The organism is Paraburkholderia sp. GAS199 (assembly GCF_050436585.1).
GTDB lineage: Bacteria > Pseudomonadota > Gammaproteobacteria > Burkholderiales > Burkholderiaceae > Paraburkholderia.
On sequence record NZ_JBNDMM010000011.1, the window covers coordinates 156,028 to 170,133 of the forward strand.

General features: G+C 61.1%; 14 protein-coding genes. 3 read left to right on the forward strand and 11 right to left on the reverse strand.

The annotated features are described in order from the left end of the window. Positions 1-119: 119 nt before the first annotated feature. The 4 genes from P3T18_RS32905 to P3T18_RS32920 all read right to left on the reverse strand — a co-directional run bounded on the left by P3T18_RS32905 (position 120) and on the right by P3T18_RS32920 (position 4,316). Positions 120-1,574, reverse strand: a complete 1,455-nt coding sequence (locus tag P3T18_RS32905) for an NAD(P)(+) transhydrogenase (Re/Si-specific) subunit beta (protein ID WP_429304149.1) — start codon at positions 1,572-1,574, stop codon at positions 120-122. Continuing rightward, complete coding sequence (locus P3T18_RS32910; protein ID WP_429304150.1) at positions 1,571-1,900, reverse strand: NAD(P) transhydrogenase subunit alpha; 330 nt, start codon at positions 1,898-1,900, stop codon at positions 1,571-1,573. Before P3T18_RS32910 ends, P3T18_RS32905 begins: the two co-directional genes overlap by 4 nt. 12 nt (positions 1,901-1,912) lie before the next feature. Beyond that, positions 1,913-3,055 carry a Re/Si-specific NAD(P)(+) transhydrogenase subunit alpha gene (locus P3T18_RS32915; RefSeq protein WP_429304151.1) on the reverse strand — a complete coding sequence of 381 codons (1,143 nt, stop codon included), beginning with the start codon at positions 3,053-3,055 and terminating at the stop codon, positions 1,913-1,915. 331 nt (positions 3,056-3,386) lie between these two features. Then, the gene (locus P3T18_RS32920; protein WP_429304152.1) at positions 3,387-4,316 is read right to left on the reverse strand and encodes a GlxA family transcriptional regulator; all 930 of its coding nucleotides are present in this window, start codon (positions 4,314-4,316) and stop codon (positions 3,387-3,389) included. Positions 4,317-4,491: 175 nt separating this feature from the next. Between P3T18_RS32920 and P3T18_RS32925 the strand changes: the two genes are divergently transcribed. Together P3T18_RS32925 and P3T18_RS32930 are read left to right on the forward strand one after the other, a co-directional pair. After that, a complete protein-coding gene (locus tag P3T18_RS32925) occupies positions 4,492-5,244 on the forward strand; it encodes an SDR family NAD(P)-dependent oxidoreductase (RefSeq protein WP_429304153.1) in 753 nt (250 codons plus the stop codon). Between the two features lie 85 nt (positions 5,245-5,329). Next, complete coding sequence (locus P3T18_RS32930) at positions 5,330-5,779, forward strand: nuclear transport factor 2 family protein (RefSeq protein WP_429304154.1); 450 nt, start codon at positions 5,330-5,332, stop codon at positions 5,777-5,779. Positions 5,780-5,818: 39 nt separating this feature from the next. On the opposite strand, the gene P3T18_RS32935 is transcribed toward P3T18_RS32930, so the two are convergent. From P3T18_RS32935 to P3T18_RS32965, 7 genes are all read right to left on the reverse strand, one after another. Further along, on the reverse strand, positions 5,819-6,166 hold the full coding sequence (locus P3T18_RS32935; protein ID WP_429304155.1) for a hypothetical protein: 348 nt from the start codon (positions 6,164-6,166) through the stop codon (positions 5,819-5,821). A 34-nt stretch (positions 6,167-6,200) separates the two neighbouring features. Then, positions 6,201-8,528: a molybdopterin cofactor-binding domain-containing protein gene (locus P3T18_RS32940; protein WP_429304156.1), complete on the reverse strand. Its 2,328-nt coding sequence runs from the start codon at positions 8,526-8,528 to the stop codon at positions 6,201-6,203. After that, positions 8,525-8,992 (reverse strand): (2Fe-2S)-binding protein, encoded by a 468-nt coding sequence (locus P3T18_RS32945; protein ID WP_429304157.1) that lies wholly within the window; start codon positions 8,990-8,992, stop codon positions 8,525-8,527. Before P3T18_RS32945 ends, P3T18_RS32940 begins: the two co-directional genes overlap by 4 nt. Beyond that, entirely contained in the window at positions 8,989-10,353 is a 1,365-nt protein-coding gene (locus P3T18_RS32950) for a c-type cytochrome (RefSeq protein ID WP_429304158.1), read from the reverse strand. The genes P3T18_RS32945 and P3T18_RS32950 overlap by 4 nt, the downstream gene beginning before the upstream one ends. A gap of 345 nt (positions 10,354-10,698) precedes the next feature. Next, positions 10,699-11,457 (reverse strand): SDR family NAD(P)-dependent oxidoreductase, encoded by a 759-nt coding sequence (locus P3T18_RS32955; RefSeq protein ID WP_429304159.1) that lies wholly within the window; start codon positions 11,455-11,457, stop codon positions 10,699-10,701. Positions 11,458-11,510: 53 nt separating this feature from the next. Further along, entirely contained in the window at positions 11,511-12,854 is a 1,344-nt protein-coding gene (locus tag P3T18_RS32960; protein ID WP_429304160.1) for an MFS transporter, read from the reverse strand. A 72-nt stretch (positions 12,855-12,926) separates the two neighbouring features. Then, positions 12,927-13,298 (reverse strand): tautomerase family protein, encoded by a 372-nt coding sequence (locus P3T18_RS32965; protein ID WP_429304161.1) that lies wholly within the window; start codon positions 13,296-13,298, stop codon positions 12,927-12,929. 336 nt (positions 13,299-13,634) lie between these two features. On the opposite strand from P3T18_RS32965, the gene P3T18_RS32970 reads away from it, so the two are divergent. Next, positions 13,635-14,060 carry a MarR family winged helix-turn-helix transcriptional regulator gene (locus P3T18_RS32970; RefSeq protein WP_429304162.1) on the forward strand — a complete coding sequence of 142 codons (426 nt, stop codon included), beginning with the start codon at positions 13,635-13,637 and terminating at the stop codon, positions 14,058-14,060. Positions 14,061-14,106: the final 46 nt, after the last annotated feature.

Consider the following 14,106-nt stretch of genomic DNA (forward strand, 5'->3'; position numbering starts at 1 on the left):
TAAGCCTCAGCTTCAAAAATACGTCACGGCGACATCGCCGTATTGATTACAGTGTCGTTCGAACCAACGCCGCTTTGCGCCAATTCAGCGCAAAGCAGCGTCGCAATACTTACCAACACTTACTCGACGGCCTTCACCATATCTTCGATCACCTTCTTGGCGTCGCCGAACACCATCATGGTCTTGTCCATGTAGAACAGGTCGTTGTCGAGACCGGCGTAACCCGCCGCCATCGAGCGCTTGTTCACGATCACCGTGCGCGCCTTGTACGCCTCGATGATCGGCATGCCCGCAATCGGCGACTTCGGATCGTTTTTCGCGGCGGGATTCACCACGTCGTTCGCGCCGAGCACCAGCACCACGTCCACCTGACCGAACTCGCCGTTGATGTCGTCCATTTCGAACACCATGTCGTAGGGCACTTCCGCCTCGGCGAGCAGCACGTTCATATGACCCGGCATGCGGCCTGCCACCGGATGAATTGCGTACTTCACCTCGACGCCCTTCTCGACCAGCTTGTCGGTAAGCTCTTTCAACGCATGCTGCGCGCGCGCCACCGCGAGTCCATAGCCCGGCACGATCACGACAGATTCCGCGTTGCCGAGCATGAACGAGGCGTCGTCGGCCGAACCCGATTTCACCGGACGCTGTTCCGCCGATCCGCCTGCTACTGCCGCACCCGCGTCGTTACCGAAGCCGCCGAGAATCACGTTGAAGAACGAGCGGTTCATGGCGCGGCACATGATGTACGACAGAATCGCACCGGACGACCCCACCAGCGAGCCCGCGATAATCAGCATCGGATTGTTCAGCGAGAAGCCGATGCCCGCCGCCGCCCAGCCCGAATACGAGTTCAGCATCGACACCACCACCGGCATATCCGCGCCGCCGATCGGGATGATGATCAGCACGCCGAGCACGAAGGCGATGATCGTCATGATGATGAACGGCAGCCACGATTGCGTGACGAAGAACGCCACGCCGAAGCCGATCATCGCAATGGCGAGCAGCAGATTGATCAGATGCTGGCCCGCATAGACAACCGGCGCGCCCTGAAACAACCTGAACTTGTACTTGCCCGAGAGCTTGCCGAACGCGATAACCGAACCGCTGAACGTGATCGCACCCACGAACGTGCCGATGAACAGTTCGACGCGATTGCCGTAAGGCAGAAAGCCGGGCGCCGTGTTTGCGGGATCGACGAGTCCGAAGGCCGAGGGCTCCGACACCACGGCATACGCAATGCACACGGCGGCCAGACCGATCAGCGAGTGCATCGCCGCGACCAGTTCAGGCATCTTGGTCATTTCGACGCGCGCCGCGACGAACGCGCCCACGCCACCACCAATTGCCAGCGCCGCGAGCAGAAGGCCGAACCCAAGACCCAGGTCCACACCAAGCCCGCTCGCCTGCCTGACGATCAGCGCGATGGTGGTCAGAATCGCAATCGCCATTCCGGCCATGCCGAAGGTATTGCCGATACGCGCGGTTTTCGGATTGGAGAGTCCTTTGAGCGCCTGAATGAAACAGACCGACGCGACCAGATAAAGCAGAGTGACAACATTCAGATTCATTTTCCGCTCCCCGTATGAGTCGGCGATGCTTTCTTCGGCTCTTTCTTGCGGAACATCTCCAGCATTCGCCGGGTGACGAGAAATCCGCCGAATACGTTGACTGCCGCGAGCGCGACCGCAGCCGCTCCGAAGAACTTCGAAACGTGGCCGACTGTCAGCCCCGCGGCCAACATTGCGCCGACGATAACGATTGCCGAAATGGCATTGGTCACGGCCATCAGTGGCGTATGCAATGCGGGCGTGACATTCCAGACGACGTGATAGCCGACATAGATGGCCAGAATGAACGTCGTGAGGTTAATGACGGTATGGTTGACGGCTTCCATTTCCGTTCTCCTTCAAGGTTTGCGCGTGACTTCACCGTCGCGCGCCAGAAGCGTGGCGGCGACAATGTCGTCGGCGAGATCTATATTCAACGCGCCCTCTTTCGTGACGATCAGCTTCAGAAAGTCGAGCAGGTTGCGTGCGTATAACGACGATGCGTCGGCAGGCACCATCGAAGCGAGGTTGGTATAGCCGGCAATCTGAACGCCGTGGCGCGTGACGACCGTGTCGGCTTCCGTCAGCGGACAATTGCCGCCGCGCCGGCCTTCGAACTCCGCACCGCGGCCCGCCGCGAGGTCGATCAGCACCGAACCCGGTTTCATCGCGCGAACGGTGTCGACGGCAATGAGTGTCGGCGCGGCCCGGCCCGGAATGAGCGCCGTGGAGATCACGATGTCCGCCTGCGTGGCGCGTTCGTGAACCAGTGCCGATTGACGCGCGAGCCATGAAGGCGGCATGGGGCGCGCGTAACCGCCTACGCCCTGCGCCGCTTCGCGCTCTTCGTCGGTCTCGAAAGGCACGTCGAGAAATTTCGCGCCGAGCGACTCGATCTGCTCCTTGACGGCGGGACGCACATCCGATGCTTCGATGACGGCGCCGAGACGCTTTGCCGTTGCGATGGCCTGCAAGCCGGCCACCCCTGCGCCGAGAATCAGAACCCTGGCCGCTTTCACCGTGCCGGCCGCCGTCATCAACATCGGCAGGAAGCGCGGGTACAACGTGGCGGCCAATAGCACGGCTTTGTATCCGGCAATATTGGCTTGCGACGACAAGACATCGAGACTTTGCGCGCGCGTCGTGCGCGGCGCGGCTTCGAGTGCGAATGCCGTGACACCGGCCGCAGCCAGCCTGGCCGCGTTTTCCGCGTTGAACGGATCGAGCATGCCCGCGAGCACCGTGCCGCGCTTCAGCAGAGGAATCTCGACGTCGGTCGGGCTCTGTACCTTCAATACGACTTCGGCCGCGAAGGCCGTGGCTGCATCCACGATCTGCGCGCCGGCTGCCGAAAAGCTCTCGTTCGTGAAACTCGCGGCCAAACCCGCGTCGTGCTGAACAAGAACACGGTGACCCTGCGACACGTATTTCTTCACGGTCTCAGGTGTCGCGGCGACCCGGCTTTCATGTGGCCTTGTTTCCGCAGGAACTCCGATATCCATACGATCAACCCCTCAAAATAGCGGCGCGGTACGTAGCCGAATGACGACGTTAGTGCGACGGACAAAATTCGACCTTGCCGCGGTCGGCTTTCGACTGCATGGCAGAACGCGGCAAAGTGAGGGGAATAGTAAGGAGCGGCGCTTATATCCTCAATGACGTAGATGCAACGATTTCGGACACGCCGCCGCGCGCGCGGAAGGCGCGCTTCGAAAAGAAGTTTCGGACTGGATTTGCGCCGGCAGGCGCGAGGAGGAAGGCGAGTAGATTCACGAGCATGCGACGACATCCGCCTACGACGGAGGCGTCGCTAATGCACGCGCCGTGAAGGGGCTAGGAGGCGTTGCGGCGCACGCTCTGGGGCGGCTGACCCAGCGTACGCAGGAAGGCCCGCCGCATGCGTTCACGGTCGGCGAATCCGGTCTCGTACGCAATGGTCTCGATCGTGTGGCGTCCCTGTTCCAGCATCTGCCGCGCGGCCTCGACGCGAAGACGTTCCACCGCCTTCGCGGGCGTTTGTCCGGTTTCGTCGCGAAAGGCACGACTGAACTGGCGCGAACTCAGACGCGCGGCGTCGGCGAGTTCGTCCAGCGACAAGGGGCTTTTCAGGTTCGAGCGGGCGTAGTTGAGCGCATTCTGAATGCGGTCCGTTTTAGGCGCCAATTCCAGCAGCGCCGAATACTGCGACTGTCCGCCGGCACGGCGATGATAGAGAACGAGCTGACGCGCGACAGTCCGCGCGACTTCGATACCGTGATCGTTTTCCACCATGGCCAATGCCATATCGGTTCCAGCACTCATCCCCGCGGAGGTCCAGATCCGGTCGTCCTGAACGAAGATCCGGTCCGCTTCCACCTGCACTTGCGGATAGCGTCGCGCCAATTCCGCCGCCATCATCCAGTGCGTGGTCGCGCGGCGATCATGCAGAAGACCGGCCTGGGCCAGAATGAACGCGCCGGTGCAGATCGCCGCGATTCTCGACGTGGTCGCGGTTGCCTCGCGCAAATAGTCCACGAGTCCCGGCGATGCGATCGGGACGTCCGCGCCGCCGCAAACAATGATGCTGTCGAAGGACTCGTCTCCGAGTGGATCGCTCAGCACCGAAACGGCGGCGGTGCCTCGAATCGTGCCACCCGCTTCGGAGCGGATCGTGACCTCGTAATGCGGCACGCCGAGGACGCGATCGGCAACTTCGAAAACCGAACTGGCTGCGAGGCAGACGAGCTGGAAGCCGGGATAAACGATAAAACCGACTCTGTGCATGGCTGACACTCCATGGCGAGAAAGGTGGCAATTATGACATTGTCGCCATGAATGGCAAGCGCCAAACTGTAGTCATCGGGCACCACCCCGCTCATGGGACGCGAAAACCTGAATGCGGCGACGCCGTCGTCGATCGCGGTTGCGCCCCGTCACTTCTACAGAATGGAGAACTTCAATGTCTCGGCTCAAAGATAAAACCGCCATAGTCACCGGCGCAAATTCGGGTATCGGCCTCGCGACGGCCAAAGCATTCCTCGACGAAGGCGCGGCCCGGGTCTATCTGACCGGTCGACGCAAGGCGGAACTGGATGCGGCGGTCAGCGCGCTGGGCAGCCGCGCGGTCGCGGTTCAAGGCGACGTGACGAACCCTGCCGATCTGGATCGCCTGGTCGATCTGGTGAAAACGGAAGTCGGACACGTGGATGTCGTGTTCGCGAATGCCGGCTTTGCAAAACCCGCGCCGCTCGGCAATCTGACCGAGCAGCACGTCGACGATCTGCTCAATACCAATGTCAAAGGCGTGATCTGGACGGTTCAGAAAACGCTGCCGCTGATCCGGTCGGGCGGATCGATCATCCTCACGGGCTCGATTGTCGGTAGCAAGGGTTTCAACGGCTGGAGCATCTACAGCGCCACCAAGGCCGCGGTGCGTTCTTTCGCGAGAACCTGGGCGTCCGATCTCAAAGGCCAGAACATCCGCGTGAACGTGGTGAGCCCCGGCGTCATCGAAACCCCGGGTCACGACAAGATGGGCATTAGCAAAGACGAGGTCAGCGGCTTTTTCGGTTTCGCGGCCAGCGTCACGCCGCTCGCGCGCATTGGCCGTGACGACGAAGTCGCCAAGGTCGCCGCCTTCCTCGCCTCCGACGACAGCAGCTTCGTGACGGGAAGCGAGTACTTCGTCGACGGCGGCATCGCCCAGATCTGAGCGCGCAACCACCCATTCACGCGAATGGCCACGTGCCGCCGCACGTAAAGCGGCGCGTGGCTTCTTTCGACACCAGGACACTCACATGTCATCCGCCAATGAACTGATCCACGAATTTTTCGATTGCCTTAAACATCTCGATACGTCGGTCGATCGCTGCGTCGATCTTTTTGCCGACGACGGCGTATTCGAATTCCCCTATTTTTCGACGCTCGGCATGCCGACCCGATTCGAGGGAAAAGAGGCCCTACGGGAAGTGCTGAATCTCATCCGGTCGCGCTTCTCTTCGTTCACCGTGTCGAATGTCAGCATCCACGAACTGAAAGACGGTCACGGGCTGTTCACCGAATACCATACCGATGGATTCATCGATGGCACGGAGCGCGTGTACGCTCAGGACTACGTCACCCGTCTTGTCGAAGAAGGTGGAAAAATCAAACTGCTGCGCGAGTACCTGAACATCATATCCACGGCACGCATGATGCTTCCAAACGGACTCGCGGATGTGCCGGCACCGAAAAGCACGGTTGAATGATCGATGTTTTTTTCTGCGTACCCTGATCGGATCGGGAATTCATTCCCGGTCCGATAGTTCATTGCACAGCAGTTCGATCAATACGATCTCACTGTCGAGCAGCGTATCGCGGTGATGTTTTTCAAGCTCACGCATCGACTGCAGCAGGCGTCGAATCAGAAACTCGTCATCGTCGATCAGCGGCCACGCGTGCATGAGATACGCGAGCGCCGTGACGTTACGCCGTTCGCACCATCCGTCGAAAAGCACCAAGCAGACTTCATTCGCCGACAATCGCGCCTGACTCCACGGGTCGGAAAGCCCCTTTGTGCCAGCAGATTCGTCCCGCCGACCTTCCACATCCAGAGCGGAAAAGTCGGTCGATCCTGATGAGGTACGGGACGGCATATCGAAGAGAACGTAGGCTCCTTGCGCGCCGCCGCTAGCCCGCTTTTTTCGGTTGCGCCTGATCCAGTGCCAGCTTGATCGCCGCCGGCCGTATGGGCAAATGGCGCATTCGCACACCCACGGCCGCGTAGATCGCGTTGCCGATGGCGGGCGCGACGACCGTCGTAGGCGGCTCGCCGAGCCCCACCGGCACCTCGGCGCTATCCACGAAAGCGATATCCATCTCCGGCACGTCGACCATGCGCAGCGGCGTGTACGTATTCAGGTTCTTGTCCTTGACGTTGCCGTTCTCGAACTCGGTCCCTTCGTAGAGTGCCATGCTCAAGCCCCACAAGGTTCCGCCCTGCGCCTGAGCCATTGCGCCGTCGGGATCGATGATGGAGCCGGCGTCGATCTCCATCCAAAGCTTCTGAACCGTCACGCGTCCGGTCTGCCGGTCTACCTTGACCTGCGCCACGCACGCACACCAGGTCGGCATGTCGCGCTCCTGTCCGAAAGAACTCGCGAGACCGAGCCCGGTATCTGCCGGCATTGCGCGCCCCCATCCGGCACGCGCGGCCACTCGACGAACCACATTGGCCTGACGCAACGCGCCGCCGACCGAACTCGGCGCCGCGCCCGCATTGCGACCCGCGGCCGTGAGATGTTTCAGGCGGAAAGCAACCGGGTCGATTCCTTGAGTGTGAGCCACTTCGTCCATGAAGGACTCGAGCGCCCAGTTCGTCCAGCCAGGCGCGACGGCGCGCAACCAGCCGGGGCGAAAACTTTTCTGCGCCAGATCGTTATTGATCGCGCGGACCCGCAAAGCGCCCACTTCGTACCAGTGATCCGCGCCCGAAATCGAAAACGGATCGAACGGCGCACCATTGGTGCCCTTCTTCAGATTGCCTGGAAACACGGTCAGGCTAGGCCAACCCGCGACCGCCACGTGTTCCATCGCCAGCGTTCTGCCTTCGTCGTTCCATCCCAGACGCAGCCGCTGCAAGGTGGGCGAACGAAGCGAGTCGAGCTGGGTATCGTCTTCGCGCGTCAGTACCATCTTGACCGGACGGCCGAGCTTCTGCGTGGCGAGCGCCGCCGGCACCGTGTAGTCGCCGTTTAGCCGTCGACCGAATCCACCGCCGATCAGATACGTTCGCATGACGATGCGATCCACCGGCACGCCGAGCGCCTTCGAGAGAACCGGCAGAATAAAGCCCTGTGCCTGATTGCCGGTATGAATCTCGAACACGCCGTTTTTCTCGAACGCCACCGCGTTGACCGGTTCGAGTTGAAAGTGAAGAACGCCCGTCGTGGTGTAGACACCTTCGAGCGTCTTCTTTGCATTTTTGAGGCCGCCGTCCACGTCTCCGCCACCCGTGTCGAGCAACGCGCCCTGACTGCTGTCGGCGATCAGCGCGGCAGCGTGATCGAACAGGTTCTTCTCGGATACGGTCGACGTATCGCCGCTTTGCCATGTGACCTTGATGAGATCGGTGGCACGCAGCGCCGCGTAGTACGACTCGGCCAGCACCATCACCCAGCCCGGCACCGTGTTGGACGGATCGTCGAGAACGATGCTGCGAAGATAGCCCTTGATGTTGCGCGCGGCACTATCGTCGATCGACACGACCTTCGAACCATAGCGTGTCGGCGGTAATTTGGGGCGCGCGTAGACCATGCCGGGAATGTCGACGTCGATGCCATACACGGCCGTACCGTTCGTTTTGTGCGGAACGTCGAGCGCGCGCGTCTCTTTGCCGATCAGGTTGCGACCGGACGCGGGCTTGATCGGCAATGCCTTCATTTCGTCGGCGGAAAAACGTCGACCCAGGTTGCCGCGCTGCACGATCTGGCCATAGTCGATCGAGCGCTTGCCGGCGTGCACTGCGCCGCCGCGTGCCGTGCACGATGCAACCGGTACGCCGAGCAGCCTGGCTCCCTGCTCGATCAGCGCAATACGGCCGGCCGCGCCTGCCCGGCTGAAGACCGGGAAGGTCGCCCATACGGACGTGCTGCCGCCCGTCACCATGAAGCCCCACTTGGGATCGGTATCGACGCCCACGATTCTGACCATGTTCCAGTCGGCTTCGAGTTCGTCGGCGAGAATACGTGCGATCGCGGTGCCGATGTGCTGACCCATCTCGGCCTTCGGCACGTTCACCGTCACGATGCCGTTGTGATCGATGCCGAACCATACGGTGGGCTCGAAAACCGGTCCCGTCGATTCGGCGGAATCCGTTGGCGCGCTGCTGAATGCGTTCAGCGCGTAGGCTGCATTCGAAAAACCGAACAGCGCGCCCGTCGCCACCGTCGCGACGACGAACGAGCGCCGCGAAAGATTGATGGTCTCGCCTTCGATGCCCTGCTTTACCCGACTCATGCCTTGCTCTCCGCCATGGCGCGCGCCGCCTGTTTGATGGCCTCGCGAATCCGCGAATACGTCATGCAACGACAAAGATTGCCCGTCATCACCGCGTCGATATCCGCGTCGGTCGGCTCGGGGAAATCCTTGAGCATGGCGGCTGCCTGCATGATCTGGCCGGACTGGCAGTAGCCGCATTGCGGCACCTGGATATCCCGCCACACGCGCTGCACGGGATGCTCGCCGTGTGCGTCCAGTCCTTCGATCGTCGTGATGTCAGCGCCCTCTACGGCGCCGAGCTGGGTCACGCAGGAGCGCGTGGGCCTTCCGCCGACATGAACCGTGCACGCACCGCACATGCCGATTCCGCAACCGAACTTGGTTCCCTTCAGCCCGACTTCGTCGCGAATGACCCATAGCAGGGGCGTTTGCTCTTCGGCGTTGACGTTCACGGCTTTGCCGTTGATGCGTAGGCGTGTCATCGAATTTCTCCAGGTCCTGCGGCGCGAATGGTGGCGATCTGCTTCGCCAGATCCGGCCAGGGCTTTTTGTCGGTGCGCGTGTTTCGCAAATAGACGGCAATGCTCGCCACGTCCTCGTCGCTCATTCCGCGTGCGAAGCCGGGCATCACGATCCCGCCGGCGCCTTCTTTCGCACTGATCCCGTAAAGAATCACGCGAATCAGATTCGACGGATCGTCGAGAAACACCGGGCTATTGAGACCCAACTCCGGTCGGACCGGATTGACGTCCGGTGTGCGGTTGTAATGGCACGAAGCGCACGCCGACACGAACAGGCGGCCGCCCGCGTCGCTGATACGCGAGCTGTCCTGCGCATCGGCGGCGAGTGCCGTTTTCACCGCGACCGCCGTGTGATCCGCTCTCGCGTCGCCGCCGCCGAGCGACTCGACATAGGTCACCAGCGCCTTCTGATCCTCGGGGTCGAGCATGCCCAGTTCGTGCGCGACGGGCGCCATCGGACCGGCGGCCGGGCCGTGATAGCGGCTCATCCCCCTGGTCAGATAATCGGACAACTCGGCCGACGTCCACGGAACGGGCGACGGATTGTCCGCCGTCAACGGTGGCGCAAACCATCCATCCACGGCGGCACCCTGATACAAACGGCCCTTCAGTTCCTCGCCCAATGGCCCGCGCGGCGTATGACATGCCGAGCAATGGCTCAGGCTCTCGGCAAGATAGGCGCCGCGGTTCCAGAGGGGCGACTGATCCGCTTGCGGTTCGTAGCGCGCCGGATGAAAGAACAGCAATTTCCATCCCGCCTGAAGAGGCCGGAATCCCAATGGAAACGGCATCTCGTTGGGATGATTTTCCGCATGCACGGGCGGCTGCGTCATGATGTACGCGTAGAGCGCGTGGACGTCCGCATTCGACAGCTTGGTGAAGTGGTCGTACGGAAAGGCCGGGAAAAGATGCGATCCGTCTCGCGCCACACCTTCGTGCATGGCACGCAGAAACGCTTCTTCAGACCAGGTGCCGATACCGGTCTCGCGGTCCGGCGAGATATTGGTGGAATAGATGGTGCCAAAACCGGTTTTCATCGCGTAGCCGCCCGCCAGCGGTTTGCCGCCGGCAACGCTATGGCAACTGGCACAGAAGCCTGCGGCCGCGAGGCGGCTGCCTTGCTGGATCAGCACGGGCGAGAAGCTGGAGGCGTCAGGCGTGGGCGCTTCCGGAATGGCGGGCCGCCATGCCAACGCAGCAAACGCGCAGACGCCGATGACAGCGACGGCCGCTACACCGGCAATAGCCCGCTTCAGCCAGCCTCGCGCCGGCCGTGACGACGTCGGCCCCGCTTCTGGCAGAACATTCTTTCCTCTGGACATCTCACCTTTTCCAGTCGTGGGGAATCATCCGCCATGGCAGTGCGCCGGCGGACAAACAAATGGGATTAATGGTCGCCTGACGCAGACACGGCAACGTTCCGCGTGGCGTGCACAGCGAGTCCGCTTTTGCCTCTGTGTTCCGGTTCAGAACGCACGCAGGTTCCGATGCGAGACATGAGAATCAACAGAAAGAACCGTGCTGCGGGCTACGTCATGCGCTCAAAGCGACGAGTCAATTCTCGCTGCATCGTTCGGCACCTACAATGACGTATACGCAACGATTCAGGCCATCCGGTGACCGGTTCGGTGTTCTTTGCAGTGCGCTTTACACTGCTCGTACGCGGTTCACTGCGCCGTCCATCCGCCGTCGATGCGAAGACTCGTGCCGGTAATCATCGCGGCGGCCGGAGACGCCAGGTAGAGCACCGCGGCCGCCACCTGGTCCGCGGGAAGCAGGCGGCCCATCGGGATACGATCGAAGACCCAGCGGTTGAACTGTTCGTTCTCGAAGAACGGCCGGGTCATGGGCGTATCGACGAAAGTCGGCGCGACCGAATTCACGCGTATCTTCGGTGCGAGTTCGACCGCGGCGGCCTTCGTGAGTCCCTCCATGGCGTGCTTCGTCATGCAGTACACGGATCGATCGGGCGCGCCGACATGTCCCATCTGCGACGAGATATTGATAATGGAACGGTCGCGCGAATCGTCCGTTTCCAGCATCTTGCGAACGGCGGCGCGTGTCGCGAGATACGTGGCCCTCACATTCAGACCGAGGACGAAATCGAGGTCCGAAGTCTTCACGTCCGCGATCCGTGAGGGAATATTGGTGCCCGCGTTGTTGACCAGAATATCCAGCGCGGGGAGATCGGCAAACGCCTGCTCCAGTTGATCGTCGTTCAACAGATCGCACGTCAGTGGCGTACAGATTCCGCCTTTCCGGCGGATCTGTGCGGCAACCTCTTCCAGTTCCTGCGCGCCCCTGCTGAGCAGGTAGACATGAGCGCCGGATTCGGCCAGCAGCGACGCGATGTCGGCGCCGAGGCCGCGGCTTGCCCCCGTCACCACCGCCGTTTTTCCATCAAGCCTGAAAAGTCCGTTCGACATAGTTATTCCTGCGGTTCCGGTTCAATTGATCGCCTCAGTTTTATCGACGGCGCTCAACTGTCGTTCGTCCCGGCTGCCGGTACGAACGTGTGCGCCGGCGACGCTTTCGGGTCGGTGGCGACACGCACGAACAGGGCACAGATGAGCGTGATAGCGGCCGCGAGCATCGCGAAGATGGCCACCGGCGTGTAGTCGCCGTATTTGGCAAGCAGTGCCGTCGCGATCAGCGGCGTAGGAGCGCCGGCCACCAAAGCGCCCAACTGGAAGCCGATCGTCACACCGCTGTAGCGCACTTCGGGGCTGAACATCTCCGCGAACCACGCCGCCAGCGGCGAGAAGACCGCAGCGTGCGCCACGCTCAGCACCATGATTTCGGCGAGCACGACGAGCGTCGGATTGCCGGTTCCCACGAGTTGAAAGAAGGGAAACGGCGCCGCCACCGCGACCAGCGCACCGAATACGACCACCTGTTTGCGGCCGATCTTGTCCGATAGCGCGCCGAAGAATGGCTTCGTCAACAGTTCGAGTGCGGCCGCAATCAGGATCGCGACGAGTACCGTCTTTCGAGGCAAGCCGAGATGGCTCGTCATGTACGTCAGGCCGAACGTGGTGAATACGTAGTACAGGATGTTGTCTGCGAAGCGGAGTCCGGCCGACAGAAGGATGGCTCGCGGAAAACGCCGGACCGCTTCGACGATCGGCAGTTTGACGGTGGCGTCGCTATCGAGCACTTTTTTGAAGGCGGGCGGCTCTTCGATACGGAGCCGGATCACCAGTCCAACCGCGACGAGTACCGCACTGAACAGAAACGGAATGCGCCAACCCCAGGCCAGGAATTCCGCTTCCGGCAATCGGCTGGCGAGTTCCATTCCGCCCACCGCCATGCACAAGCCGGCCGGCAAACCCATCTGCGGAAAGCTGCCGAAGAGACCGCGCCGGTTCGGATTCGCATGCTCGACGGCGATCAGCGCGGCGCCGCCCCACTCGCCACCCACGGCGAGACCCTGCACGATACGCAGCAGGACCAGCAGAACGGGCGCGGCCAGTCCGATGTGGTTATACGACGGGACGAAACCGATCAGCGTGGTCGACAGTCCCATGGCGAGAAGTGTCGTGACGAGAACGAACTTGCGCCCGACGCGATCACCCAGATGCCCTGCAACGATTCCTCCGAATGGACGCGCGATGAAACCGACGGCGAAAGTGCCGAACGCGAGTAGCGTTCCCGTCAGCGGATCGCCGCCAGCGAAATACAGCTTGCCAAAAACGAGTGCCGAGGTGATTCCGTACAGAAAGAAATCGAACCATTCGATGGCACTTCCTATAAAACTGGCGATCGCAATCGTCAGCATCTTCGGTGACGAATGCCCTGCCGCGGTCGAACGCTTGGTATCCAAACCCGTCTCCTAATGCATAGGTATGCAACTATTTATGACCTTATCTGCAGCGCCTCACTACGATGCCGTCGATCACGCGTAAGGTGGATCGGGCAACTGCTTGCCGCCGCGAATAATGAATTTGGGAACGTATTCGAGCAGCCCTGTTTCGATGCGATCTTCGGAGATGCCGGCGAAGTCGCTGAAAATGGCGCTCACTTTCTTGACCAGCGTGAGTTTGGCGTCGTCGGATCGGCCGGCGCGGATGTTGCACATGATGAGCGTGTCGCCGCCCGGCTCCCCGCCGACATAGCTGCTTTCGGATGCGAGATCGTTGAAGATCACGCTGATGATGTCGAGCGGCGATTTGATAGTCTCGTTCACGGCAAGGGTGATCGCCTTGGCGATCTTGCGTTTGACGTCGACGTCCAGTCCAGCGCGTGTGTTGCAAACGATAATTGGCATGGCAAGAAACTCCTTTTTTAAAGTGAATCGCGGCGCTGTTCCGATGCATATACATCTATAAGCGCGCAAACGGTCTGCAGAAAGCGTGTAGACGCCATATCGCACGCTACGTTCTTCTCCCTCCACTCCCTTCATTCGAACAGCGTGACGGAACAGACCTGGAGGTGTATCTACAACCGATGTATATGCATCAGTCTAGTTAAGCCAGATCGCCCTTCAACCTGGTGCGAACCCGAAGCGGGATTTCTCCGCGACGGCTTGTCTTAACATCGACGCTTCCATCGAGCAGTGCTACGATAGTTGCATATACACTTCTCAATCTTCAGAGGATTGACGATGTTCACTGAATGCTATTGCACCCAGTTCAGGCGCTCGGCGAATGCCCTGACGAGCGTCTACGACAATGCGTTGCGCCCGCTCGGCCTGAAAATCACGCAGCTCACTCTTTTGCGCGGCCTCGACCGGCTCGGCTCCGCCACCTACAACGAGATCGCCACCGAACTTTCGCTCGACAAAACCACGATCTCCCGAAACATCAAGTTGCTGATCGACGCCGGTTGGGTCGATGTTTCCAGCGACGACGACGCACGGTACAAGCTGGCAACCCTGAGTCCCGCGGGTGCTCGTGTACTGAAAGAAGCCGAGCCGTACTGGCGCGCGGCGCAGAATCAGGTCGAAAAGGAACTCAAGAAATTCCTCAAAGGCCCCGCCAAGATCGCGCTTCTGGAAGCACTCGAAACGCTGCAGCAAGTCGGGGACTAACAGCGGGCAGGCACGACTGCCCTGCCCACGCACATTCCACGCACAG

What these genes read in the sequence shown, in the direction of transcription:
- P3T18_RS32905 (WP_429304149.1), bottom strand. Translation starts at nt 1,574, where the DNA reads ATGAATCTGAATGTTGTCACTCTGCTTTATCTGGTCGCGTCGGTCTGT.
- P3T18_RS32910 (WP_429304150.1), bottom strand. Translation starts at nt 1,900, where the DNA reads ATGGAAGCCGTCAACCATACCGTCATTAACCTCACGACGTTCATTCTG.
- P3T18_RS32915 (WP_429304151.1), bottom strand. Translation starts at nt 3,055, where the DNA reads ATGGATATCGGAGTTCCTGCGGAAACAAGGCCACATGAAAGCCGGGTC.
- P3T18_RS32920 (WP_429304152.1), bottom strand. Translation starts at nt 4,316, where the DNA reads ATGCACAGAGTCGGTTTTATCGTTTATCCCGGCTTCCAGCTCGTCTGC.
- P3T18_RS32925 (WP_429304153.1), top strand. Translation starts at nt 4,492, where the DNA reads ATGTCTCGGCTCAAAGATAAAACCGCCATAGTCACCGGCGCAAATTCG.
- P3T18_RS32930 (WP_429304154.1), top strand. Translation starts at nt 5,330, where the DNA reads ATGTCATCCGCCAATGAACTGATCCACGAATTTTTCGATTGCCTTAAA.
- P3T18_RS32935 (WP_429304155.1), bottom strand. Translation starts at nt 6,166, where the DNA reads ATGCCGTCCCGTACCTCATCAGGATCGACCGACTTTTCCGCTCTGGAT.
- P3T18_RS32940 (WP_429304156.1), bottom strand. Translation starts at nt 8,528, where the DNA reads ATGAGTCGGGTAAAGCAGGGCATCGAAGGCGAGACCATCAATCTTTCG.
- P3T18_RS32945 (WP_429304157.1), bottom strand. Translation starts at nt 8,992, where the DNA reads ATGACACGCCTACGCATCAACGGCAAAGCCGTGAACGTCAACGCCGAA.
- P3T18_RS32950 (WP_429304158.1), bottom strand. Translation starts at nt 10,353, where the DNA reads ATGTCCAGAGGAAAGAATGTTCTGCCAGAAGCGGGGCCGACGTCGTCA.
- P3T18_RS32955 (WP_429304159.1), bottom strand. Translation starts at nt 11,457, where the DNA reads ATGTCGAACGGACTTTTCAGGCTTGATGGAAAAACGGCGGTGGTGACG.
- P3T18_RS32965 (WP_429304161.1), bottom strand. Translation starts at nt 13,298, where the DNA reads ATGCCAATTATCGTTTGCAACACACGCGCTGGACTGGACGTCGACGTC.
- P3T18_RS32970 (WP_429304162.1), top strand. Translation starts at nt 13,635, where the DNA reads ATGTTCACTGAATGCTATTGCACCCAGTTCAGGCGCTCGGCGAATGCC.